The sequence below is a fragment of the Pseudarthrobacter sp. MOO14 genome (assembly GCF_058267675.1).
On the sequence record NZ_CM177849.1, the window covers coordinates 3,427,425 to 3,451,159 of the forward strand.

20 protein-coding genes and 1 rRNA gene are annotated in these 23,735 nt (G+C 65.0%); 16 read left to right on the plus strand and 5 right to left on the minus strand.

All coding sequences use genetic code 11. From position 1 onward, the window contains the following. Positions 1-323 precede the first annotated feature (323 nt). The 5 genes from AC4EEV_RS16000 to AC4EEV_RS16020 all read left to right on the plus strand — a co-directional run bounded on the left by AC4EEV_RS16000 (position 324) and on the right by AC4EEV_RS16020 (position 6,711). On the plus strand, positions 324-2,402 hold the full coding sequence (locus AC4EEV_RS16000) for a beta-galactosidase (RefSeq protein ID WP_491329417.1): 2,079 nt from the start codon (positions 324-326) through the stop codon (positions 2,400-2,402). A gap of 8 nt (positions 2,403-2,410) precedes the next feature. Further along, positions 2,411-3,391: an ABC transporter permease gene (locus tag AC4EEV_RS16005; protein WP_018762282.1), complete on the plus strand. Its 981-nt coding sequence runs from the start codon at positions 2,411-2,413 to the stop codon at positions 3,389-3,391. An 83-nt stretch (positions 3,392-3,474) separates the two neighbouring features. Continuing rightward, positions 3,475-4,344, plus strand: a complete 870-nt coding sequence (locus AC4EEV_RS16010) for a carbohydrate ABC transporter permease (RefSeq protein ID WP_491330902.1) — start codon at positions 3,475-3,477, stop codon at positions 4,342-4,344. 6 nt (positions 4,345-4,350) lie between these two features. After that, positions 4,351-5,985, plus strand: a complete 1,635-nt coding sequence (locus AC4EEV_RS16015; protein ID WP_018762284.1) for an ABC transporter substrate-binding protein — start codon at positions 4,351-4,353, stop codon at positions 5,983-5,985. Positions 5,986-6,033: 48 nt separating this feature from the next. Next, entirely contained in the window at positions 6,034-6,711 is a 678-nt protein-coding gene (locus AC4EEV_RS16020; protein WP_043424104.1) for a DUF624 domain-containing protein, read from the plus strand. 5 nt (positions 6,712-6,716) lie between these two features. Here the strand turns inward: AC4EEV_RS16020 and AC4EEV_RS16025 are convergent, their stop codons facing one another. Beyond that, positions 6,717-7,454 carry an alpha/beta fold hydrolase gene (locus AC4EEV_RS16025; RefSeq protein ID WP_018762286.1) on the minus strand — a complete coding sequence of 246 codons (738 nt, stop codon included), beginning with the start codon at positions 7,452-7,454 and terminating at the stop codon, positions 6,717-6,719. A 73-nt stretch (positions 7,455-7,527) separates the two neighbouring features. Between AC4EEV_RS16025 and AC4EEV_RS16030 the strand changes: the two genes are divergently transcribed. After that, positions 7,528-8,223, plus strand: coding sequence for a helix-turn-helix transcriptional regulator (locus AC4EEV_RS16030; protein WP_285318553.1), 696 nt, complete (start codon positions 7,528-7,530; stop codon positions 8,221-8,223). An 18-nt stretch (positions 8,224-8,241) separates the two neighbouring features. Here the strand turns inward: AC4EEV_RS16030 and AC4EEV_RS16035 are convergent, their stop codons facing one another. Then, positions 8,242-10,620, minus strand: coding sequence for a glycoside hydrolase family 3 N-terminal domain-containing protein (locus AC4EEV_RS16035; RefSeq protein WP_491329418.1), 2,379 nt, complete (start codon positions 10,618-10,620; stop codon positions 8,242-8,244). A gap of 309 nt (positions 10,621-10,929) precedes the next feature. Between AC4EEV_RS16035 and AC4EEV_RS16040 the strand changes: the two genes are divergently transcribed. From AC4EEV_RS16040 to AC4EEV_RS16060, 5 genes are read left to right on the plus strand one after another with little or no spacing between them, the layout of a single operon-like run. Then, positions 10,930-12,063, plus strand: coding sequence for a Gfo/Idh/MocA family protein (locus AC4EEV_RS16040; protein ID WP_491329419.1), 1,134 nt, complete (start codon positions 10,930-10,932; stop codon positions 12,061-12,063). A 29-nt stretch (positions 12,064-12,092) separates the two neighbouring features. Beyond that, positions 12,093-13,061 (plus strand): DUF6807 domain-containing protein, encoded by a 969-nt coding sequence (locus AC4EEV_RS16045; RefSeq protein WP_491329420.1) that lies wholly within the window; start codon positions 12,093-12,095, stop codon positions 13,059-13,061. A 2-nt stretch (positions 13,062-13,063) separates the two neighbouring features. Further along, on the plus strand, positions 13,064-13,795 hold the full coding sequence (locus AC4EEV_RS16050; protein ID WP_133832447.1) for a cupin domain-containing protein: 732 nt from the start codon (positions 13,064-13,066) through the stop codon (positions 13,793-13,795). Positions 13,796-13,831: 36 nt separating this feature from the next. Continuing rightward, positions 13,832-14,857: a LacI family DNA-binding transcriptional regulator gene (locus AC4EEV_RS16055; protein ID WP_026264725.1), complete on the plus strand. Its 1,026-nt coding sequence runs from the start codon at positions 13,832-13,834 to the stop codon at positions 14,855-14,857. Positions 14,858-14,886: 29 nt separating this feature from the next. Further along, on the plus strand, positions 14,887-15,390 hold the full coding sequence (locus AC4EEV_RS16060) for a GNAT family N-acetyltransferase (protein ID WP_491329421.1): 504 nt from the start codon (positions 14,887-14,889) through the stop codon (positions 15,388-15,390). Here the strand turns inward: AC4EEV_RS16060 and AC4EEV_RS16065 are convergent. Beyond that, positions 15,387-15,782 carry a VOC family protein gene (locus AC4EEV_RS16065; protein WP_109863989.1) on the minus strand — a complete coding sequence of 132 codons (396 nt, stop codon included), beginning with the start codon at positions 15,780-15,782 and terminating at the stop codon, positions 15,387-15,389. The two genes, AC4EEV_RS16060 and AC4EEV_RS16065, sit on opposite strands and share 4 nt — an antisense overlap. Before the next feature lie 380 nt (positions 15,783-16,162). Between AC4EEV_RS16065 and AC4EEV_RS16070 the strand changes: the two genes are divergently transcribed. The 3 genes from AC4EEV_RS16070 to AC4EEV_RS16080 all read left to right on the plus strand — a co-directional run bounded on the left by AC4EEV_RS16070 (position 16,163) and on the right by AC4EEV_RS16080 (position 19,115). Continuing rightward, positions 16,163-17,443: a GmrSD restriction endonuclease domain-containing protein gene (locus tag AC4EEV_RS16070; protein WP_491329422.1), complete on the plus strand. Its 1,281-nt coding sequence runs from the start codon at positions 16,163-16,165 to the stop codon at positions 17,441-17,443. A gap of 66 nt (positions 17,444-17,509) precedes the next feature. Continuing rightward, positions 17,510-18,220, plus strand: a complete 711-nt coding sequence (locus AC4EEV_RS16075; protein ID WP_491329423.1) for a PASTA domain-containing protein — start codon at positions 17,510-17,512, stop codon at positions 18,218-18,220. A gap of 103 nt (positions 18,221-18,323) precedes the next feature. Beyond that, complete coding sequence (locus AC4EEV_RS16080) at positions 18,324-19,115, plus strand: DinB family protein (RefSeq protein WP_133832443.1); 792 nt, start codon at positions 18,324-18,326, stop codon at positions 19,113-19,115. Here AC4EEV_RS16080 and AC4EEV_RS16085 read toward each other — a convergent pair. After that, a complete protein-coding gene (locus AC4EEV_RS16085) occupies positions 19,112-19,984 on the minus strand; it encodes a universal stress protein (protein ID WP_347876408.1) in 873 nt (290 codons plus the stop codon). The genes AC4EEV_RS16080 and AC4EEV_RS16085 overlap by 4 nt on opposite strands. 347 nt (positions 19,985-20,331) lie before the next feature. Here AC4EEV_RS16085 and AC4EEV_RS16090 point away from each other — a divergent pair, with 347 nt between their 5' ends. After that, positions 20,332-21,420: a TerC family protein gene (locus tag AC4EEV_RS16090; RefSeq protein WP_491329424.1), complete on the plus strand. Its 1,089-nt coding sequence runs from the start codon at positions 20,332-20,334 to the stop codon at positions 21,418-21,420. Positions 21,421-21,460: 40 nt separating this feature from the next. Here AC4EEV_RS16090 and AC4EEV_RS16095 read toward each other — a convergent pair whose 3' ends face one another. After that, positions 21,461-21,970: a hypothetical protein gene (locus AC4EEV_RS16095; RefSeq protein WP_491329425.1), complete on the minus strand. Its 510-nt coding sequence runs from the start codon at positions 21,968-21,970 to the stop codon at positions 21,461-21,463. Here AC4EEV_RS16095 and AC4EEV_RS16100 point away from each other — a divergent pair. Then, positions 21,967-23,491, plus strand: a 16S ribosomal RNA gene (locus AC4EEV_RS16100). The genes AC4EEV_RS16095 and AC4EEV_RS16100 overlap by 4 nt on opposite strands. Positions 23,492-23,735: the final 244 nt, after the last annotated feature.

The window sequence follows — 23,735 nt, forward strand, 5'->3', positions numbered from 1 at the left end:
CTGGATCGTGCGGTCCCAGGCTGGCTGTTGATACTGGCATTGGCGCTGCGAAACCTGCCACGCCGGTCGTACAAGCAGCTCCGATAGTTTCTTCCAACCCTGGAAAATACGGAACCTGGCCTGCGCGTGGACCGACTTTCTCCGGACGGGGGCCCCTGCATGCATCCATGTTAGCGTTCGCATCCGCGGCAATTCGGAGAAAGAAGTGCGCTCCTACTTTCATGTACCTGTTGTTATTGCTGAAAGTTTACGATAGTTTCTCTGTGTGATGCAGGTCGCACTGGTGGGGAGCCCGCGGCCAACATGCCAACCAAAGGACAATGATGACCAGCGAGCAACGCACCCATACACCCGAACACCGGCTTAAGCGCCTGCATGACCGGCTTGGCGGCATCGCCTACGGAGGGGATTACAACCCCGAGCAGTGGCCGCGCGAGGTGTGGGACGAGGACGTCCGCCTCATGAAGGAAGCAGGGGTCAACCTGGTTACCTTGGCCGTTTTCTCCTGGAGCAGGCTCGAAACGGCGGACGGCATCTACGACTTCAGCTGGCTGGACGAGATCATGGACCTGCTGCACGCCAACGGCATCGGCGTGGACCTGGCCACTCCGGACGCTGTCCCGCCGGCCTGGCTGATCGCCCGGCACCCGGACATCCTTCCGGTCCTGGCTGATGGCAGCACCTTCGGCTTCGGCTCCCGCCAGCACTTCGACGTCTCCCACCCCGCCTACCGGGAAAAGTCCCTGGCGATGGCGGAAAAGATGGGGGAGCGGTACGCCGCCCACCCCGCCCTGTGCATGTGGCACGTCAACAACGAGTATGGCCCCGTCTCCTACGGCCCGCACGCCGACCGCGCCTTCCGGAAATGGCTCCAGGACAAGTACGGCAGCCTGGAGGAATTGAACCGGGCCTGGAGCACCGACGTGTGGGGCCAGGTCTACTCCGACTGGGCCCAGGTCAATGCACCTGCCCAGCCCCGCACCTGGTCCAACCCGTCCCGCCGGCTCGATTACCACCGGTTCACCTCGGACAGCATGCTGGCGCACTACAAGGCCGAACGGGACATCCTGCGCCGCCACACGCCGGAACTGCCCGTTGTCACCAACTTCATGCGCTTCTACAAGAACAACGACTACTGGGCCTGGGCCGCCGAGGAAGATGCCGCCGCACTGGACATCTATCCGGACCCTCGCGAATCCGACGCGCACGTTGCCGCCGCCCTCAACTTCGACCTCATGCGCTCACTGCGGAAGGGCCAGCCCTGGCTGGTCATGGAACAAGCCACCGCAGCCGTCAGCCAATGGTCCGTCAACGTCTCCAAACTGCCCGGCAAAATGCGTTTAGGCTCCTACCAGGCGATTGCCCAGGGAGCCGATTCCATCCTCTTCTTCCAGTGGCGCCAGGCCAGGGGAGGCACCGAACGCTTCCACTCCGGCATGGTCAACCATGCCGGCCCCAACACGCGGGTGTTCCGGGAGGTCTGCGAACTGGGCCGGGAGCTCAAGAACCTCTCCGGAATCACCGGCACCCGCTCCACCGCCAAGGTGGCGCTGGTCTTTGACTGGGACTGCTGGTGGGCCCTGGAACTGGGCAACTCGCCCCGCTCGGACCTGAGCTACGCGCAGGAAGTCCTCCGCCTCTACCGGCCCTTCTTTGACGCCAACATCACAGTAGACTTCGTGGACACCACCAGCGACCTTCACCAGTACAGCCTGGTGGTCCTTCCCGCCACCTACCTGCTTACCGACGACGCCGCACAGCGCTACGAGGACTACGTCGCCGGCGGCGGCCGTCTGGTGGCCAGCTACCTCTCCGGCATTGTGGACCAGGACAACACGATCCGGCTCGGCGGCTACCCTGGCGCCCTCCGCAACGTCCTGGGCGCGTGGAGCGAGGAGATGCACCCGCTGGCCGGGGAGGGCGAGGCCGTCAAGCTTTCAACGGCCGACGGCGGCACGGCCTCAGCGGATTACTGGACCGAACACCTGCACGCCACCTCGGCGGAGGTGCTGGCCAGCTACGCCTCGGGCAGGCTGGCCGGGTCGCCGGCCGTCACCCGCAACAGTTTCGGCTGCGGCACCGCCGTCTACCTCTCGGCGAGGGTGGACGGCACCTACCTGGAGGAACTGCTCGACGCCGAACGGACCGCTGCGGGGATCCGCCCCGAACTGGACGCGCCGCTGGGAGTGCAGGTCCGCCGTCGTGCCGGCAACGGACGCAGCTACCTGCTGGTCCTCAACCACAACGACGCACCGGCCCGGGTGGATGTTGGGGCGGGCGGCACGGACGTGCTCACCGGCACCCGAATCACGGGTGCAGTGGAACTGGCCGCCAACGGGGTCCTGGTCCTGGAAGAGGCAGCTGGCGAACACGCCCGCACATACGCAGAAGCCGGCCGGTAGGAGGCAACATGGCCACGCAATTGGAAGTACCTCCCGGAGCGGTCACCACACAGCCGCCCGGCCGCAAGGACAAACCACGGAACAAGCCCGGCGGCTGGAAGCTCGCTATCAAGCGCGACTGGCGGCTCTACACGCTGGTGCTGCTGCCGCTGGCCTACTTCGCCATCTTCCGCTACCTGCCCATGGCCGGCAACGTCATCGCGTTCCGGCAATTCCAGCCCGGCGGCAGCATCTTCGGCGAGAAATGGGTGGGACTGAAGTACGTCACCCTATTCATCAACGATCCCAGTTTCTGGCAGGCCTTCCAGAACACCATCATCCTGGGCGTGCTGACACTCCTGTTCTGCTTCCCAATGCCCATCATCTTCGCGCTGATGCTGAACGAGCTGCGCTCGCAGAAGTTCAAGAAATTCGTCCAGACGGTGGCGTACCTGCCGCACTTCATGTCAGTGGTGATCATCGCCGGCATGATCCTGCAGAACTTCTCCATGACCGGTACGGTGAACCAGATCGCCAGCACGGTCTTCGGAAGCACGGTGAACTTCACCCAGGACGCCGCCTGGTTCCGGCCCATGTACATCAGCTCCGAGGTGTGGCAGACCATGGGCTGGGGCGCCATCCTGTACCTGGCCGCCCTCACCAGGGTCGACGAGTCGCTGTATGAGGCCGCCCGGATCGACGGCGCCAACCGGTGGCAACAGACCTGGCATGTGACCCTCCCGGCCATCCGGCCCACCATCATCACGCTGCTGATCCTGAACATCGGCACGTTCATGGCCGTGGGCTTCGAGAAGATCCTGCTGATTTACAACCCGCTCAACTACCAGACCTCGGACGTCATCTCCACCTACCTGTACCGGGTGGGCCTGGAATCGTCCAACTTCAGCTACGCGGCCGCGATCGGCATGTTCGAATCCGTCATCGGCCTCACGCTGATCCTCTCCGCGAACGCCATCTCCAAACGGCTCGCCGGAACGAGCCTGTGGTGAAAGGGGCCACCGTGAAAGAGACAACCGTGAAGGAAACCGCAGTGCAAAAGCCCACGGCGGACACCGGTGTGCTGGTCAAGGACATGAAGGTCTCCCGCAGCATGCGGGTGTTCCGCGTGGCCAACCTGGTGTTCCTGCTGGTGGTGGTCTTCCTGACCATGTACCCGTTCCTGAACATCCTGGCGCAGAGCTTCTCCAGCGAAGGGTTCATCAACGCCGGGCAGGTCAACCTTTTCCCGCTGGGGTTCAACACCCAGACCTACGAGCTGATCCTGGCGGATTCGGTGTTCTGGCGGAATTACGGCAACACCGTCCTGTACACGGTGGTGGCCACCGCAATCTCGATGGTCCTGACCACCAGTTTCGCGTACGCCATCGCCAAGAAGGACCTCAAGGGACGCAGCGTGTTCATCGGCATCGCCGTGTTCACCATGTTCTTCAACGGCGGCCTGATCCCCAACTACGTGCTCATCACCTCGCTGGGCATGCGGGACACCCTGTGGGCGGTGGTGCTGCCCAACGCCATCAGCGTCTTCAACCTGCTGATCATGAAGTCGTTCTTCGAGAACATGCCGCGGGAACTGGAGGAGGCGGCCGCCATCGACGGGCTCACCCAGTACGGGGTCCTGTTCAAGGTGGTGCTGCCGCTGAGCAAGGCCATCGTGGCCACCATGGTCCTGTTCTACGCCGTGGCCAACTGGAACTCCTGGTTCCAGGCGTTCCTCTACCTGGACAACCCGGATCTGTTCCCGGTGACCATCTACCTCCGCAACATGATTGCCGGCGTCACCACCGCGGGTTCGGCCGGCGGCACGGCAGAGAACGTGGGCCAGATCGCCGCCAACATCCAGTCGGTGACCATCGTGCTCACCATCATCCCCATCCTGTGCGTCTACCCGTTCGTCCAGAAGTACTTCTTTTCGGGCGTCATGCTCGGCTCCGTCAAGGAATAACCCGTTATGAAAGGAAAACCCATGATCCGCAGACGAGACTTCCTCGGCCTGTCCGCGCTCGCAGCCTTCGGCCTGGTGATGGCCGGGTGCGACTCAGATTCCGGCAGCAAGGTGGACACCTCAAAGGCCCGCAACGGTGCGATGGACAGCTTCGGGGTGGGGGACACGTTCAAGGCGACGACGCCGCTGAGCTTCACGTTCCTCTTCAGCGACCAGCCCACTTACCCGTACAAGAAGGACTGGCTGCTGTTCACCAAGATGGCCAGCGACAACAACGTCACGCTGCAGCCCACCATCGTCCCCAGCAGCGACTACGAGCAGAAGCGCAGCCTCCTGATCAGCTCCGGGAGTGCCCCCGAGATCATCGCCAAGACCTACCCCGGCCAGGAGAGCGCGTATGTGTCCTCCGGTGCGGTCCTCCCGGTCAGCGACTACGTGGACCTCATGCCCCACTACCAGGACAAAATCAAGAAATGGAAGCTGGAACCTGAAATCGCAGGACTCACCCAGGAGGACGGGAAGTACTACGTCCTGCCTGGCCTGCACGAGGAGCTCTGGCCGGACTACACGCTGGCGTTCCGCACCGACGTGCTGGAGAAGGAAGGCATTGCCGAGCCCAAGAGCTGGGACGAGTTCCGCGAGGTGCTCCGCAAGCTCAAGAAGTCCCATCCCGACGTCGTGCCCTTCTCCGACCGGTTCAATGGCAACAGCGTGCTGAACATTGCCGGCACCGCGTTCGGAACCGTGGCAGGCTGGGGCCTGGTGGACGGCTTGACGTTCGACGACGGCAAGAAGCAATTCGCCTTCGGCTCGGCCAGCAGCCAGTTCAAGGACCTGGTCACCTACTTCAACTCGCTGGTGTCCGAGGGCCTGATGGACCCGGAAAGCTTCACCCAGACCGACGATTCCGCCATCCAGAAGTTCACGTCCGGCAAGTCGTTCGTGATCAGCGCCAACTCGCAGAACATCATCACCTACCGCACGTCCATGGAGCAGTCACTGGGCAAGGGCAACTTCGCGGTCCGCAAGATCACCGTCCCCGGCGGCCCGGCCGGTGACCTGATCGGTGGTTCGCGGCTGGAGAACGGCATCATGCTGAACTCATCGGTGAAGGACAAAGACAGCTTCGTGGCGCTGATGCAGTACATCGACTGGCTGTTCTACAGCGACGCCGGCCAGGAATTCTCCAAGTGGGGCGTCCAGGGCACCACCTACACCAAGGAAGGCAGCAAGCGCGTCCTGGCCAAGGACATCAACTTCCAGGGCCTGAACCCGGCAGGCACCAAGGACCTGCGCGTGGACTACGGCTTCTCCGGTGGCAATTTCTCCTATGGCGGCACCACGGACTTGCTGCAGTCCACCTTCAACGACGAGGAGCTGGCGTTCCAAAAGGCCATGAAGAGCAAGACGCCCAAGCCAGTGGCGCCGCCCGTGCCGTTCAGCGACACGGACCGCGAACAGGCCACGCTGGTGCTCACGCCGCTCAAGGACCACGTCAAGCAGAACACCCTGAAGTTCATTACCGGCCAGCGGCCCCTCTCCGAGTTCGACGCCTACGTCAAGGAGCTGGACAGCAAGGGCATGGGCAAGTATGTAGATTTGGCCAACAAGGCGTACAAGGCCTACGCGGACAAGAAGTAGGCGGACGACGGCGGCAGCCTGCCTGCCGCGGCAACCGAAAGGCAGTTGGTGGTTCAGAAGAAAGCGGAGTACGGTGCCGGCCCCCTCTTCAGGGCGGCCGGCACCGTGGCGGGCGTGATGACGGGCTCGGCCCTGCTGGTGCTGGCCAACGTACTGCTGCCGGCGGCACTGGTGGCGGCCCCGTTCGCAGGGGCCTGGCTGGTCCTGCCGGCGCTCATTCCGGCCGGTCCGGCGCTGGTGGCGTGCATCTATGCGTTCAACCGGATGCTCACGGGGCATGAGGGACAGGTGTACCAGGACTTCATCCGCGGCTACCGGATGAATGCCGGCCAGGCCCTGCAGGTGTGGCTGCCGTACCTGCTGGTCCTGGCCGTCATCGCGGTGAACCTCGCCGGACTGCCGTCGCTCGGACCCGCAGCACCGGCGCTCCGGCCGGCGTTGCTGGTCCTCGCGCTGCTCGTGGCCACAGCGGGCTTGAACGCGCTGCTGCTGTTGTCCCGGTTCTCGTTCCGGACCCGGGACGTGTACCGGCTCTCCCTGTACAGCTTCAGCGCCCGGAAGCGGGTCTCCTTGGGCAACGCCGGCATCCTGTTCGTCACCGCCACCCTCCTGCTGATGACCACCACCTACCTGCTGCCGCTGCTCGCCGGGACCGTGGTGTTCCTGGTGTGCCTGAACTCCCGCCCGCTGCTGGCGCTGGTTGAGGAGGAATTCACTCTCGCCTGACCTCGTCAGTTTGTGCGGGACGCGGCTGACCCAATGGCTTTGGCGAGGTCGCGGGGACGGCTCCACATGGGCCAGTGCCCCGTTGGGAGGTCGATGACGTCGAGGTGTTCGACGCGCGCGACTTCTGCAAACATGGCATGCCCGGCGCGGGCGAGCTCCAGCACCTGCGCGCTCGGGATCGAACAGCACACCAGGGTGGTCCGGACCTTGTGGCGGGCATCGTTCCTGAGCTCGACGGCCTGACGAAGCACAGGCCCGGGTTCAGGGACGGCCCGGGCCCGAAAACGCTCGAGGACGTCCGGGCTCAGGCCCTCGAGGCTCGCCTGCTGTCCGAGGACATCGAAGGGCGGCAGCGGAAGCTCCGCCAACTCTTCCGGGATGCCCGCGCCGAAGGCGCTTCCAGGTGCCACAGGGCCGGAGTCGACCCACACCACTCGATGGACAAGTTCGGGGTGTCGGTCAAGGACGAGGCTGACGGGGGCGTTTGCCCCGCTGTGGGCGACGAGGATGGCGGGCTGGTCCGCAGAGGCCCCGAGCCGGCTGATGACGTCCAGGACCGCTGCGGCCTGGTCGTCGAGGGTTTTTGCCGCACGGCCGGGATCGTCCACGTCGAGGCCGGGCAGCGTCATCGCGACTGCGCGGGAGTGGTCGGTTGCCAGGTGTTCCAGCACTTCGTCCCACGCCCAGGCGCCCAGCCAGTGGCCGGCGATGAGAACGATGGGACGGCTTGAAGTAGTTGTCATGCCAATACCCTCGCAGGCGTACCGGACAAGGGTGTGTCACTATTTATGTCATGAATTTGCCAGGGGCTGAACGGTGAAGCGGGTCGAACGGCTCCATGCCCTCTCCGAGATGTTGCGCCGCAGCGGCAGGCGGGGGCTTTCCGCCGAACGGCTGGCTGCAGCGTTTGAGGTATCCGTTCGCACCATCAAGCGGGACCTCGATGCGTTGGAGAACAGCGGGGCGCCAGTATGGTCCCGGCCGGGTCCGGGCGGTGGCTACGGTTTGGCTGGAGGTGCGTCCCTGCCACCCGTCAGCCTGTCACCGGCCCAGGCCGTGGCGCTCATGGCAGCGGTGTCCGCCGCGCCCGATGCCCCCTACGCCGATCTGGCAGCAGCAGGTGTCCGAAAGATCATGGATGTCCTCGATCCCAAAACCCGGGCACAAGCGGACGAGCTGGCCCACCGCGTCTGGGTCAACGCGCTTCCCGCCTCGTCCCGCGCCATCAAATCCGCACTGGAGGAGGCGATGGCCGAGCAGCGCGTGATCCGCCTCCGCTACACGGCGGGGGACGGGACCGCCACCACCCGCGACGTCGAGCCGGTGCTGTTCGCCGCCACCAACGGCCAGTGGTACCTGGTTGGGTGGTGCCGGCTGCGCGACGCAATGCGGTGGTTCACCGTCTCGCGCATCGAGCGGGCCGTCGTCACCAAGACGGCCTGCAGCGGCCATGGCATCCATGAGGTTGGGGAACCCCCGGCTAACGCCAGGCCAGTGCACGGCCGGGGATGACATGTCCGGTCGGCACGGCTAAAGCGGGGTTACCGTTACCGGTGTCAGCATCTCCCGGTCAAAGCCCACCTCGCGGCGGCCGCCGTGCAGGATGAGTTCGTGGGTGTGGAGGTCCCGGCTGCTGGAGGTCGAAACATGCAGCTTCACCAGGCCGGGGGTCACCACCCTCTTCAGGTCCACCCCGGTAAAGGAGGTCCGGTCCGCGTGCACCGTGAACTCCACCCGGGCCGCGGCGCCGGCCGCAAGGTCAACCCGGGCGTAGCCAATCAGTTCACGGACAGGCCGCACCACTTCGCCCACCGGGTCCTCGAGGTACAGCTGCACCACTTCCGCCCCGTCAACCGGGCCGGTATTGGCCACCGAGCATCCCACGGTGACGGAGCCCGCCGTCGTCATCGTGGGCCCGCTGGCCGTGTGGCAGGAAAAGTCGAAGGTCGTGTAGGACAGGCCGTGCCCGAAACCGAACAGCGGTGAGGGGTCCAGTGCGCTGACGCCGGACGGCCCGGCCAGGCGGCTGTGCAGGTAGGTGCCCGGTTGTCCGCCGGAGGTCCGCGGCACGGAAACCGGCAGCTTGCCGGACGGAGTCACGGCTCCGGTCAGGACGTCCCACAGCGCCTCGGCGCCCTCCTCGCCCGGGAAGAACCCCTGCACGATCGCTCCGGCCCTGGCCGCGAAGTCGCCCAGCGCGTAAGGCCGGCCGCTGAGGACCACCACGACGGTGCGGGTGCCGGCGGCCTCGGCAGCCGTGAGGACCTGGTCCAGCATGCGGTGCTGGTCACCGGGGAGCCGCAGGTCGGCAGCGTCGTTGCCTTCGCCGGAGGTGCCCCGGCCAAAGAGGCCCGCATTGTCACCCACTACGATCACGCAGGTGTCTACCGCTGAGGCAATCCGGCAGGCTTCCAGGACCTGCGTGTCGCTGATGGCCTCGCACGTTCCGGTGGCGGCGGTCCGGATCCGGCCAAACCGCTCGGCGGCTGCACCGGCCACAGTCGGAACCCGGATGCCCATGGGCACCTCGGGATGCGATGCGCCGACGTGGGCGTCAAAGGAATAGCAGCCCAGCATGGCGAACGGGTCCTGCGCCAGCGGCCCCACGACGCCCACCGACGCCAAAGCCGCCGCCGGCAGCGGCAGGCTTGGCCCGTCGTCGTGCGCCCTGTTGGTCAGCAGCACCAGGGACTGCGTGGCGATCTCCCGGGCCAGCGCCCGGTGGGCCGCAGGGTCAAGGTCGATGGCGCCGGCAGCCAGGGCCGGGGGAGCTGGGTCGAAGTCCGGCGAGAGCAGCCCGGCTTCCTGCTTTTGCCGGAGCACCCGCAGGAGTGCGGTGTCCACCAGGGATTCGGGGACCTCCCCGGAGCGCACGCGCTCAAGCAGGGGCAGGCCGTAGCAGTGCACCGTTGGCAGTTCCACGTCCACGCCCGCTGCCAACGCCAGGGCTGCAGCCTCTCCGGAATCGGCGGCGATGCCATGCGTGGCGTTGAGGAAGGCGATGCCGAAGTAGTCCGCCACCACGGTCCCGGCGAAGCCCCACTCGTCCCGGAGCAGGGAGGTCAGCAGGGCACGGTTTGCCGCGGCGGGAATACCGTCGGTGTCCGTGTAGGCGTGCATCACGGAACGGGCGCCGCCGTCCTTGATGGCCAGTTCGAACGGCGGCAGCATGACGTCCGCGAGTTCCCGGGGGCCCATGGAGACGGGCGCGTGGTTCCGTCCGGCGCGTGAGGCGGAGTAGCCCACGAAGTGCTTGAGGGTGGCAATGATCCCTTCGGCTTCCAGCCCTTTGACGTAGGAGCTTGCCACGGTGCCCACGAGGTAGGGGTCCTCGCCAATGGTTTCTTCCACCCTGCCCCAGCGGAGGTCCCGCACCACATCCAGTACCGGCGCGAGGCCCTGGTGGACGCCCAGTTGCCGCATCTGGCCGCCGATCAAGCCGGCCATCCGGCGCACCAGCGCCGGGTTGAAGGTGGCGCCCCAGGCCAGCGGTACAGGGAAGGCGGTCGCTTTCCAGGCGGCCAGCCCGGCCAGGCATTCCTCGTGCACCTGCGCGGGGATCCGGAACCGTGAGGCGGCCATGATCTGCTCCTGCGCAGCGGCCAGCCGGCGCGCCCCCTCAAGTGGTTCCAGCGGAACCGTGCCGTACATCCGGGTGATCTGGCCGAGGCCCGCAGAAATCACGTCGTCCCAGGAACGGGCGTCGCCTGCCATTTCGTTCTGCAACGGGGCAACAGAGTCGCCTTCAGTGGAAGCATTTACCCACACGCCCACCAGCTGGGCCAGTTTTTCCTCAAGGGTCATCTGCCGCACCAGCTCCTCGAGGGACAGGTGTCCGACGGCGGAAGGCGGCTCGACGCCCGCCGCGGGTGAGGGGAGGGCTTGCTTTTCGGCGGCACCGCTGGTCACGGACGTCTCCTAGGATCGGACGATGTTTCTAAGAAAGTATCAGAAACTTATGTTTAGTTTCTAGATCGAAACCCTTGACTCTGGAATCAAAATCTTCCTACGGTTGAAAACGAGCCTTGGGCAGGTAGCTGTAGCGAGCATCCGAAACTTCGAAGAGAGCACAGAAAGTTTCTTTAGGAGCATCGGCGATGCAGGGTCACCCGGCCGGTGCAATGCCGGGTGGTCCGGCATCATCACGGCAACCGCTTCGGGGCACGCTTCTGGGCAACGACTTCACTGCAACGACTTCACTGCAACGACGGAGAGAACATGCGCACGTACAAAGTGGCCATTGTGGGCACCGGCGGGATCGCCGCGGTCCACGCGGACAACCTGGCACGGACAGGCGGGCGCGCCGAGCTCGTCGCAGCCTGCGACGTGGACCAGGGCCGGCTGGACTCCTTTGCGGAGAAGCACGGCATTCCCGGCACATACCTCACGGTGGCCGAACTGCTCGCGGGGGCCCAGCCGGACATCGTGCACCTGTGCACCCCGCCCATGCTGCACATCGACCAAGCCATCGAATGCCTTGAAGCCGGGGTGCATGTCCTCTCGGAGAAGCCCCCGGCACTGAGCCTGGCGGACTTCGACCGGCTGGAGAAAGCCCAGGCCAAAGGCGGCGCCCAGTTCTCCTGCGTGTTCCAGCACCGGTTTGGGGATGCCGCCGCGGCCGCCCGGGAACTGATCGGGGGCGCCGGGTTCGGCCGCCCGCTGGTGGCCCGCTGCGATACCCTCTGGTACCGGCCGGACAGCTACTGGGACCTGCCCTGGCGCGGCACGTGGAACGCCGAGGGTGGCGGCCCCACCATGGGCCACGGCATCCACCAATTCGATCTCCTCCTGCACCTGCTGGGACCGTGGGAGGAAGTCACCGCGATAGCAGGCCGGCAGGCACGTGCCACGTCCACCGAAGACCTGTCCGCCGCGCTGGTCCGGTTCCGCAACGGCGCCGTGGCCACCATCGTCAACTCGTTGCTCTCGCCCCGGGAGACCTCGGACATCCGGATCGACTGCGAGTTCGCCACCGTGGAACTGAGCCACCTTTACGGCTACGCCACGGACAACTGGACCGTTACCGGCGCACCAGGCCACGAAGACCGGGTCCGCACCGAATGGCGCAGCCGGCCGCTGGAAGGCGGCAGCGGACACTCCGCCCAGTTCCTGGCCATGTACCAAGCGCTCGACGCCGGGCTTCCGCTGCCCGCCGGCGCAGACTCCGCCCGGCAGACCCTTGAGCTCGCTGCCGCGATCTACGCCTCCGCCTTTACCGGCAGGGCCGTCCGCCGCGGCGAGATCGTCCCCGGCCACCCCTTCTACGGCGGGATGGACGGAGACGGGCTGGGCACCGCCGCCCTGGATGCCACGGCCCTCAACGAAACAGCTTTCGACGCCACCCGCGCCTGACACCCCACACCCCCAAGGAGCCTCCCGCCATGCCCACCACCGCCTCTGCAGCCGTCCACACAGCCCAGCTGGATGTCACCGACGAAGGCGCAGCCCTCACGTTCACCGCTGACGGCAAGCCCATCGCCACCTATACCTACCGGCCCACCGACCCCCAATACGAGAGCCCCCGCCCGTTCTTCCATCCGCTGACCACCCTGGGCGGAGACGACGTGACCATTTCCCGGCCCTGGGACCACGTCTGGCACAAGGGGCTCTCCTGGGCGCTCCCGAACGTGGGCAGCCACAACTTCTGGGGCGGAGCCACCTACACGCGCGCCACCGAGTACGCCAACCTGGACAACAACGGGGCCATGACCCACACCGCCTTCACCGGGATCGAGCACTCCGCCGCAGGGATCACCGCAGCGGAATCCCTCACCTGGACCTCGCAGGACGGTGGCCCGGTCATTGCGGAGGCCCGCCGGTTCAGCGTCCAGTTGCTGGCGGACGGCGGTGCCGGCGACGAAACCGGAGGTGCCTACGCCATCCTCTTCGAAACCCGGATGGACAACATCTCCGGGGCAGAGATCAGGATCGGCAGCCCCACCACGGAAGGCCGCCACAACGCTGGCTACGGCGGTCTCTTCTGGCGCGGCCCACGGTCCTTTACCGGCGGCGAATTCCGCAACCAGGAGGGCGCCGGTACCGACGAATTCATGGGCACCCGATCGCCGTGGATCGCCTTTACCGGCAAGCACGACGTCAGTTGCCGGTCCTCCACCGTTGCCTTCGTGGAAGACGGTTCGAACCCCGGCGCACCGAACCAGTGGTTCGCGCGGTCCTCCATGTTCGCCTGCCTGGGTTCAGCACCCTTCTTCAGCGCCGAGGTCCCGCTCCGGGCAGGTGAGCCGCTGACGTACCGGTATGCGGTGGTGATCGCCGACGGCGGCGTGGACCAGGGCCGTGCCGCGGCGCTGGCGGCGGCCGCGCAATCCGCCCTTGGCAATTGGGCCTGAGTATGGGCTCAACGTTCCCGGGTGCTACCGGCCTGTCCGAGATCAGCATTTACGACTGGCCGGGGGCGGATGGCGCCGCCGGCGGATCGCCGCACGTGCACACCGCCTCCACCGAGGCGTACGTGGTGCTGGCGGGAGCGGGCCGGCTGGAGACCCTTGATTCACGAGGGTTCACCACCACTGCGCTGGAGCCCGGCGTGGTTCTCTGGTTCACCCCCGGTACAGTCCACCGCGCCATCAACGATTCGGGGGACCTGAAGATCCTGGTGGTCATGCAAAACGCAGGGCTGCCCGAACACGGGGACGCCGTGATGACCTTCCCGCCGGAGCACCTCACCGACCCGGCAGCGTACCGCCGCGCCGCGGTCCTGGAGCAGACGGATGCCGACACGGGACTGGCCGCAGCCGAGGAAGCCGCGCGCCGTCGTCGTGACCTGGCGCTGGAAGGCTACCTGGCGCTCAAGGACGCTGTCCTCGAATCAGGGCCGGCGGCGTTGGCGGGATTTCACGCCGCGGCCGCCCGGCTGGCGTCCGCCAGGGCCGGAGCCTGGGCCGGGCTTCTGGCAGCCGGCGCAGCCCGGCAGGCCGAGGTCACCCGGCGGCAACTGGTTTCTCTGGACACGGCGGAAAGTATCTATCTGGCGAACGCGCGAACTACGATGGGAAAACGGGAAAACCGCAGGATTTACGGCATGTGCGGCCGGATTCAGGCGTGGGAACTTTCCGATAACTAGCCCCGGGCGCGTGACCCGGGTGAAAGGGTGGTTTCCGTGGTGAGCAAACAGGACACCGGGCGCGCGACAATCAGCGAGATTGCCCGCGAGGCCGGCGTATCCGTTCCCACCGTGTCCAAGGTGCTGAACGGGCATGCGCACGTCGCCGCGGAGACCCGGGCGCGGGTGGAGGAAATCATCGCCCGCCGCGATTACGCGCGCCGCCCGGCCAAGCGCCGGCAGAAGGCCGGCCTGGTGGACCTCGTGTTTCCCGGCCTGGGCTCGGAATGGGCCTTGGAGATCATCGAGGGCGTGGAGCGGGTGGCGCAGGACGCCGGATACGGAACCGTGGTGAGCAGCCTGAGCCTGGACGGGTCCCGAATCCGGCCCTGGCTGGCAAACCTCGCGGAGCGTAAATCCGACGGCCTGCTGATGGCCGTGTACCAGCTGGACGCCAAACAGATCCAGCGGGTGAAATCGCTGGGGATCCCGGTGGTCCTGATCGACCCCGTGGGCCAGCCCGGACCGGACCTGATGACGGTGGGCGCGGCCAACTGGGAGGGCGGCTACTCGGCCACGGAACACCTGCTCAAGCTGGGGCACAAACGGATCGCCATGATTGGCGGACGCGAGGACCTGCAATGCAGCAGCGCCCGCGAGGACGGCTACATCTCCGCGCTGCGCCGGGCCGGCATTGCGCTGGACCCGGCCCTGATGGTGCCGGGCAACTTTTCCATCGAGGCCGGCGAGGCGGCCACGCGCAAGCTCCTGGAACTGCCGGACAGGCCGACGGCGATCTTCACCGGCAACGACGACCAGGCACTGGGCGCCTACCGTGCGGCGCGCTCTGCCGGGCTGCGCATCCCGGAAGACCTGTCCATCATTGGTTTCGACGACATCCCGGCCGCCGAATGGGTTGAGCCGGGCCTCACCACCATCCGGCAGCCGGTGGTGCAGATGGCGGAGACCGCCATGCGTGCCCTGCTGCGGCACCTGGACGGCGACGAGGAACTGCCGCAACGGATCGAGCTGGGCACCGAACTGGTGGTCCGCGGATCCACGGCGGCCCCGCCAGCACATTAATCCGGTGCCGCCCTCATTAGGCTGGAGCGATGGATTATGTACTTCGACGGGCCAGCCCGGAGGATGCCGAGGCCATCGTCTTGATGCATACAGCCGCGCACGAAGAAAGCTACGGACACCTGCTTTCGCCCGGATTCTTTGCTGAGCGGCGGCGCTCAATCCCGGAACGCGTGGCCCGGCGTCGGCCGTATCTTGAGGCTCCCCACCCGCGGATCGTCGCCGAGGACGCCAACGGCGAGATTGTAGGCCTTGCCGACGCCGGACCGCCGCGCCAGGAAGACAGCCCGTTCGCGCTGGAGCTGTACTCGATTTTCGTACTGAAGCGCGCACAGGGGAGCGGGCTGGGGAAGGCCCTGCTGGAGGCCGCCCTGGGCGGTTCGCCCGCCTATTTATGGGTTCTTGAGGAGAACGTCAAGGCGCAGTCCTTCTACCTCCGCCAAGGCTTTAGGTTCGACGGCGGCCGCGGCAACCTGCCGCCGGAGTGGGAAAGCGTGCCGGAACTGCGGATGGTCCGGGACCGGCCCGCGGGCTAGCCGGCTTTGTGGGCGTCGCGGACGGCGGGCGGGGTTTGTCCCTGCATGACCCAGCGGTTGCCGTCTGGGTCGCTGAAGTAGGCGAACAGGACGCCGCCCAGGTCCTGGATTTCGCTGATCTCGGCCCCGCGCTGCACTAGTTCATCGCGGACGGCCGGGAGGTCCGGAACCACCAGTTGAAGACCTTCCAGGCTGCCCGGAGCCATGGCGGTCATGCCGGTTCCGATCACTACCGAGGCGGCAGAACCTGGCGGCGTCAGCTGGACAACGCGCATGCCGGGGATGTGCTCCACGTCATGGTCCAGCACAAAGCCCAGCTGTTCGGTGTAAAACGCTTTTGATTTCTCGACGTCGGAAACCGGGACCTGGACCACTTCGAGGCGCATCTGCATGCGGGCAACTCTACCTTTGCCCATGCCAGCGGGGGAACGGTCGTCCGGCGCAGGTCCATTCGCCCTCCGGCCGTATTGTGACGCGCGGGAAGCCCGCTTCCTCAAGGTTCCCTCAAGACTGGCTGAATGTTGGCCGAGTATTCACGGCGGCGGCAAATCCGCACGTCATGGGGCCGTAGGCTCAGCGGCATCGATCTTTGCAGGGCTTAGCAGAAGGCCCGGCAGAAAAGGGGTGCCGACTTGCTCGGCGTCCTCATCATTGGGGAAGAATGTCCGACTACCAGACCCTCTTGGGGGCTGCTCAATCCGCGCCAACGCCGAAGCCGCCGCGGAATCCACGCGCTTCGACGTTTGCCATCGGAGCAATTACCGCCATCTTCATGCTGTTGGGCGCACTCAGCGGCGGTGTTGGAGGCGCCCTGATTTTCCTCGGCATCTCCGGTGCGCTGACTGGTCTTTACGTCGTGCTCACTGGAAGGCGGTCCTGGGCCTGGCTGCCGGCGAAACGCAAGGCCGGCGCCGTCGCCATAGCCGCGTCCTTCGCCCTTCTCATCGGTGGTGCCGGGGCGCTGCCCCGTGTCGCAGGCGCGGACCTTGAGGCCGCCTCCGCGGAAAGCAGGGCTACGGCGAGGGCAGCGACAGCGAGCGTCACTGCGCCGGCCGTGGCGGCGCCGTCGTCCATGCCCACTCCTACGCCCACGACTGGGGACACCGGCGAGCCGCTGGACCCGGACACCCCCAACGCCGTAGCGGCGGGCGTCTCCGCGGCAGCGCCCAACCCGCAGCCCGCCTACGCCACCAAGGCGATCGACCTGCTTGCAACGCTTGCCATCAAGGGCCGCGCGCCGAAGACGGGCTATGACCGGGCGCAATTCGGGCAGGCATGGGCGGACGTGGACCGGAACGGTTGCGATACGCGCAATGACATCCTCCAGCGGGACCTCACCGGCATCACGTTCACGAACAATGTGCCCTGCAAGGTGCAGTCCGGCACCCTCGCCGATCCGTATACCGGCACCACCATCGGTTTCGTACGCGGATCCGCGACGAGCACCGCCGTGCAGATCGACCACGTGGTGGCGTTGAGCGACGCCTGGCAGAAGGGGGCCCAGCAGTTGACCGCCGGGCAGCGGACGGCATTCGCGAATGACCCGCTGAACCTGCAGGCGACTGACGGGCCTGCCAACCAGCAAAAGGGCGACGGTGACGCCGCCACCTGGCTGCCGCCCAACAAGGGGTACCGGTGCGAGTACGTCGCCCGGCAAATTTCCGTGAAGGCCACGTACGGGTTGTGGGTGACCCAGGCGGAGCACGACGCGATGGCACGAATCCTGGGCGACTGCACCGGGCAGCTGGCACCGACCAACCAGCAGGCGCCGCCGCCCGTCGCTGCCGAGCCGGCACCTTCCGCCGTTGCGCCTGCTCCTGCAGCTCCCGTGCCGGCTCCGGCTGCTCCCGCGCCTGCTCCGGTTGCCCCCGCTCCTGCTCCTGCTGCGCCCGCCCCCGGTCTTGCTCCTGCTGCGCCCGCCCCCGCGCCGGCCGCTGCGTATTACTCCAACTGCACTGCGGCGAGGGCAGCAGGAGCGGCGCCGATCTACGCGGGCCAGGCCGGATACCGGCCGGCGCTGGACCGCGACTCCGACGGCGTCGCCTGCGAGTAGGGCTCTTGCCCGGGATTCGCCGGGCTCTCTTTCCACCATCACTATCACGCATTCCTAGGGGGAATCATGAAAGAAAACATCGGGCCTGCCGCCGGCAGGTTGAAGAAGACGCTGGCGTTGGCTGTGTTGACCGGACTTATGTTGACCGGCTGCGGCGGCGGCAAGCAGGCTGCGGTGGAGCCGGCCTCCGCGGCATCGGCGACTGCCACGGTGGAAGCCTCCGTCACGGTCCCGGGAGTTGTAGGGCTGACCCTGGACACGGCGACGGACCAACTGGAAAAGCTTGGCTTCAAGGTTGACGCGGTTGACTCTGTTGACGGCAAATCGATCATCGTGAAGAAGAACTGGCAGGTGCTGACCCAGGACCCTTCCAACGGAGCCCAGGCAGCAAAGGGCTCCACGGTGCACCTTGGCGTTAAGTCCCTGGAAAAGATCGCCACTGAAAAGGCTGCGGCCGAGAAGGCTGCAGCTGACAAGGCAGCTGCAGACGTGGCCGCGAAGGCCGCCGCCGCGAAGGCCGCTGCCGACAAAGTCGCGGCGGACAAAGCGGCATCGGACAAGGCTGCGGCTGATCAAGCTGCTGCTGCCAAAGCGGCAGCAGACCAAGCTGCCGCCGCCGCGGCTCAGCAGGCGGCGCAGGCGCCTGCTCCCGCGGCCGTTCCTGCTGCGCCGGCGGCTCCCGCCGTCGGGGGCACCATTATCTGCAGGGACGGTTATGTCTGGCCCAGTGCCACTCGCCAGGGCGCCTGCAGCAGGCATGGCGGCATCGCAAATTAGCTAACGGAACCTTCATTCCCGGAAAGACGGTGCCCCGGGAAGCTGCAGGATATGTGGCGGGAACTCCTTGAACTGCGGCAGGCCACGGGGAAGGATAGCGCGCATGGCTACCTTCACCGGATCCGATGACCTGCGCGGCGCTGAGTTTTTCGACGTCAGTCTTCGCGGGGCCCGGTTTATTCGCAGTAGCCTCGCCAGGGTGGTGATGCGCGGCGTCGAGATCGAAGACGCGAACATCGACTCGCCCTGGCTGCTGGAAGACGGCGGGTCCCTGCTTGTGAACGGGGTGGACGTGGCTCCGCTGGTCGATGCCGAGTTGAACCGGCGTTTCCCCGGCAGGCAGCTGCGGCATGCCGCAGGGCCAGACGGTTTGCGGGAGGCGTGGGCAGTCCTGCAGGAAACCTGGGACACCACGGGGCAGCGGCTCGCCGGGCTGCCGCCGGGCACCGAGGAGATATCGGTGGACGGTGAGTGGTCCTTCGCGCAGACAATGCGGCATTTGGTGATGGCCACGGACAAATGGCTGCGCGGCGCGGTCCTTGGCATCGAACCTCCCTACCACCCCATGGGGCTGCCGAACGCCGAATACGAGACTGATGGACTGGACATGTCCGTCTTCCAGGAAACTCACCCTTCCTACGATGAGGTGCTCAAGGTCCGCGCCGGGCGCGTCGCCATGGTCCGGGACTTCATCGCCGGAGCCACAGAGGAGGAACTGCAGAGGACACATCCGGCACCGGATGATTCACGCTTCACTGTCACCACGCTGGACTGCCTGCACGTCATCCTTCATGAAGAATGGGAACACCACCGGTTCGCGGTCAGGGATCTGGACGCCATCGAAGCGAAGGCGTCCAAGCTGCAGGACCGGGCACCAACCTCCGCCCCGGATTAGGACTCGTGCGCTGCCTTGGTGGCGGGCGGGCGCCGGGAAACGAGCACTGGACCCTTGGCATGGTGGAGGACGGCATGGGCCGTCGAACCGATGCTTCCCTTGATCAGTCCGTGGCCTTTCGTCCCGACGACGGTGAGGCGTGCGCCTTGGGCTGCGTGCAGGATGGCGCGGGGTACAGAGGTGTCGGTCAGGAGCTGCTGTTCGACCATAAGCCCGGGCGCCAACTCCTGCGCCTTGGCAACAGCCGAGTCCAGCAGAGCCTCGGCCGCGGCACCGGGGTCAACAGGGTCCCGGACAAGCCGGTAGCCGGCCGGAACCGTCCGGACGTGGATGATGACCAGCCGGGCTCCCGACGAGGCGGCCGCGGTGCAAGCATCCTCAAGTGCCGCGGAGGACTCCGGGTCCTCAACGGCGACCACCACGGGGCCGTCAGGGTCTTCGCCGGGCTTGATCACAGCCACGGGACACGATGCGGTGGCTGCCATCTCAAGGCTGACGGAGCCGATGAGCAGGCCCATGAATCCGCCGAGTCCGCGACTCCCGAGGACCAGCATGTCCTGGCCAGCGGAGAGCCTGGGCAGATTGACGTTGGGGCTCCCGGACAACAGACTGGTCCGGACTTCCACATCCGGGGCGGACTGGCGCGCGTGGGCGGCGCCCTCCTGCAGTGTTTTTTCCGCCGCGTGCTGGAGCCCGCTGTCCTTGATGCCGGGGACTGGCCCCAGGTTCTTCGTCAGCAGTGGCCACAAGGTGCAATGCACCAGATGGAGGGGAACCTTGCGCCGGGACGCCTCCCTCGCAGCCCACCGGACAGCCAGTGCAGCCGGCTCCGAACCGTCATAGCCCACGACAATGGTTTTGGATTCCACAATGCCCCATCCTCCGGTCCCGGCAACCACGGCGTCGTGGAATGCCCGGGTCTATTTTCTATTGCCGAGCCTGTGGCGGGCCAGGGGCCAATGTCCCTCGACGGACAGCATTGTTTGCGCTGACAGCCCTGCACCCGACTCCCAACTGCCGTCGGCGAGGTGCGGGAAAAGCTTTTGATGCGTACCGCCGGCATACGTTAGAATTGACGAATCAAGGGGAGTACTCCCGTCTGTGGTTGGCCCGTCAATACGGATGCAGCGAAGCATCCCGGGCCGTCAGCTCCGGATCAGTCCGGGCGGAGGAGACCTTGGCGTAATAGTCAACGCCGAACCCTTGGAGTACCCAAATGCAGGTAACACCACTGATCTGGATCATCACCCTTGCTGTGACGGTCCTCTTCTTCGTTTACGAGTTTTTCGCGCACGTGCGCAAACCCCATGAGCCTTCCATCGGTGAATCAGCGCGTTGGTCGGCCTTCTACATTGGGCTGGCCCTCCTGTTCGGAGTTGGCATCGGCCTGGTGTCCGGCTGGTCCTACGGCGGCGAGTATTTCGCCGGGTACCTCACCGAGAAGGCACTCTCGATCGATAACTTGTTCGTCTTCCTGATCGTGATGAGCGGGTTCGCTGTCCCGAAGAAGTACCAGCAGAAAGTGCTGATGATCGGCATCGTCATCGCGCTGATTCTTCGGGGCGGTTTCATCGCCATCGGCGCCGGCCTGATCGAGAACTTCTCCTGGATTTTCTACATCTTCGGTGCGTTGCTGCTCTTCCTCGCCTACAAGCAGGCTTTCGGCAGCCACGATTCCAACCCTGCTGACGGCAAGTTCATGCAACTGGTGCGCCGCGTCCTGCCGATTGCCGACGAATACCACGGCGACAAGCTCACAGTGAAGCAAGGCGGCAAACGCTTCTATACCCCCATGATGCTGACCATCATTGCGATTGGCTTTGTGGACCTGATCTTTGCCGTTGACTCCATTCCGGCCATCTATGGGCTTACCAACGAGGCGTACATCGTTTTCACCGCCAACGCCTTCGCCCTCATGGGCCTGCGCCAGCTGTTCTTCCTGATCGGGGGACTGCTGGAACGCCTCGTCTACCTGGCCCAGGGCCTCGCCGTCATCCTCGCCTTCATCGGCGTGAAGCTTGTCTTCCACGCACTGCACGTGAACGAATTGGCCTTCATCAACGGCGGCCAGCCGCTCCTGTGGGTCCCCGAGATCCCCATCTGGTTCTCGCTGCTGTTCATCGCTGCCACCATCGCCGTTGCCACGGTGGCCAGCCTCCTGAAGACCCGTGGCGACAACGGCGGGAGCGGCCGCCATTCTGTGGACGGCGGACCGGCCGCGGCATCCGCGGATGACCGGGAGGAGGATGGGCAGCCCGACGAAGACCCACGCCACGCGGCTGGCGTACCCAAGTCATCACTGTGACCCAACGCATAAGACGGAGATCCGGCCGCTAAGACGGACCTCAAGTGCCGGTGGCCCCCGAGATCCGCGCAGCTGCAAGGATTTTGGGGCCATCGGCCGCCGGACAAGCCGGATTTGCGGTGGGGTTGGTGGGCGTGTATTGTTTTCTGAGTCGCCGCCGCTGATGCGGAAAGATAGCGGCGAAAACCCCCTTCTGAACGGCCTGGAAAATGGTTCGCTTTGTGGCGAGCCTGGTGGGTTGGGGTGGTCTTCTTCCTGGTGTGGGTCCTGGGTGATGGATTTGCGTTGGGGTGGGGGATCGGGTAAGTTTGGAAAGTTGCTCCGGAGCGATCTGCGACTGGTTTTTGGTTGTGGTGGTGCCGGGTGTGTCTGTTGTTTGAGAACTCAATAGTGTGCCAAGTTTGTTGATACCAATTGTTTTATGGATTGGTTGAATTGACTGGATCCGCCACCCCCGTGGTGTGGTCTGGTTTTTACAGCTGGTTTCAAATTTTGTGCAGCCGGGTGTGGTGTTATTTCCACCTGCTTGGTTGTGTCTGTTTTTCTTCAACGGAGAGTTTGATCCTGGCTCAGGATGAACGCTGGCGGCGTGCTTAACACATGCAAGTCGAACGATGAACTGGTGCTTGCACTGGGGATTAGTGGCGAACGGGTGAGTAACACGTGAGTAACCTGCCCTTGACTCTGGGATAAGCCTGGGAAACTGGGTCTAATACCGGATATGACCTTCCATCGCATGGTGGTTGGTGGAAAGCTTTTGTGGTTTTGGATGGACTCGCGGCCTATCAGCTTGTTGGTGGGGTAATGGCCTACCAAGGCGACGACGGGTAGCCGGCCTGAGAGGGTGACCGGCCACACTGGGACTGAGACACGGCCCAGACTCCTACGGGAGGCAGCAGTGGGGAATATTGCACAATGGGCGGAAGCCTGATGCAGCGACGCCGCGTGAGGGATGACGGCCTTCGGGTTGTAAACCTCTTTCAGTAGGGAAGAAGCGAAAGTGACGGTACCTGCAGAAGAAGCGCCGGCTAACTACGTGCCAGCAGCCGCGGTAATACGTAGGGCGCAAGCGTTATCCGGAATTATTGGGCGTAAAGAGCTCGTAGGCGGTTTGTCGCGTCTGCCGTGAAAGTCCGGGGCTCAACTCCGGATCTGCGGTGGGTACGGGCAGACTAGAGTGATGTAGGGGAGACTGGAATTCCTGGTGTAGCGGTGAAATGCGCAGATATCAGGAGGAACACCGATGGCGAAGGCAGGTCTCTGGGCATTAACTGACGCTGAGGAGCGAAAGCATGGGGAGCGAACAGGATTAGATACCCTGGTAGTCCATGCCGTAAACGTTGGGCACTAGGTGTGGGGGACATTCCACGTTTTCCGCGCCGTAGCTAACGCATTAAGTGCCCCGCCTGGGGAGTACGGCCGCAAGGCTAAAACTCAAAGGAATTGACGGGGGCCCGCACAAGCGGCGGAGCATGCGGATTAATTCGATGCAACGCGAAGAACCTTACCAAGGCTTGACATGAACCGGTAATACCTGGAAACAGGTGCCCCACTTTGTGGTCGGTTTACAGGTGGTGCATGGTTGTCGTCAGCTCGTGTCGTGAGATGTTGGGTTAAGTCCCGCAACGAGCGCAACCCTCGTTCTATGTTGCCAGCACGTGATGGTGGGGACTCATAGGAGACTGCCGGGGTCAACTCGGAGGAAGGTGGGGACGACGTCAAATCATCATGCCCCTTATGTCTTGGGCTTCACGCATGCTACAATGGCCGGTACAAAGGGTTGCGATACTGTGAGGTGGAGCTAATCCCAAAAAGCCGGTCTCAGTTCGGATTGGGGTCTGCAACTCGACCCCATGAAGTCGGAGTCGCTAGTAATCGCAGATCAGCAACGCTGCGGTGAATACGTTCCCGGGCCTTGTACACACCGCCCGTCAAGTCACGAAAGTTGGTAACACCCGAAGCCGGTGGCCTAACCCCTTGTGGGAGGGAGCTGTCGAAGGTGGGACTGGCGATTGGGACTAAGTCGTAACAAGGTAGCCGTACCGGAAGGTGCGGCTGGATCACCTCCTTTCTAAGGAGCACCTACAACGGTTGCTGTCCCGTGTATGCGGGGTGGTGGTGTTGTCAGGAGTAAAGGCCCGTTTCGCGGACGAGTGTTTCGTGGCGGGTGCTCAAGGGTGGAATATCAACAAATAGCGGTCGTGGTGTTTTCTGCTTGTCTTAGTACGAGCCAGTGATGGTTCTGGAACGGTGGGTGGGTGATGGCGCGGTTTAGTGTTTGGCACACTGTTGGGTCCTGAGGCAACAGGGCCACG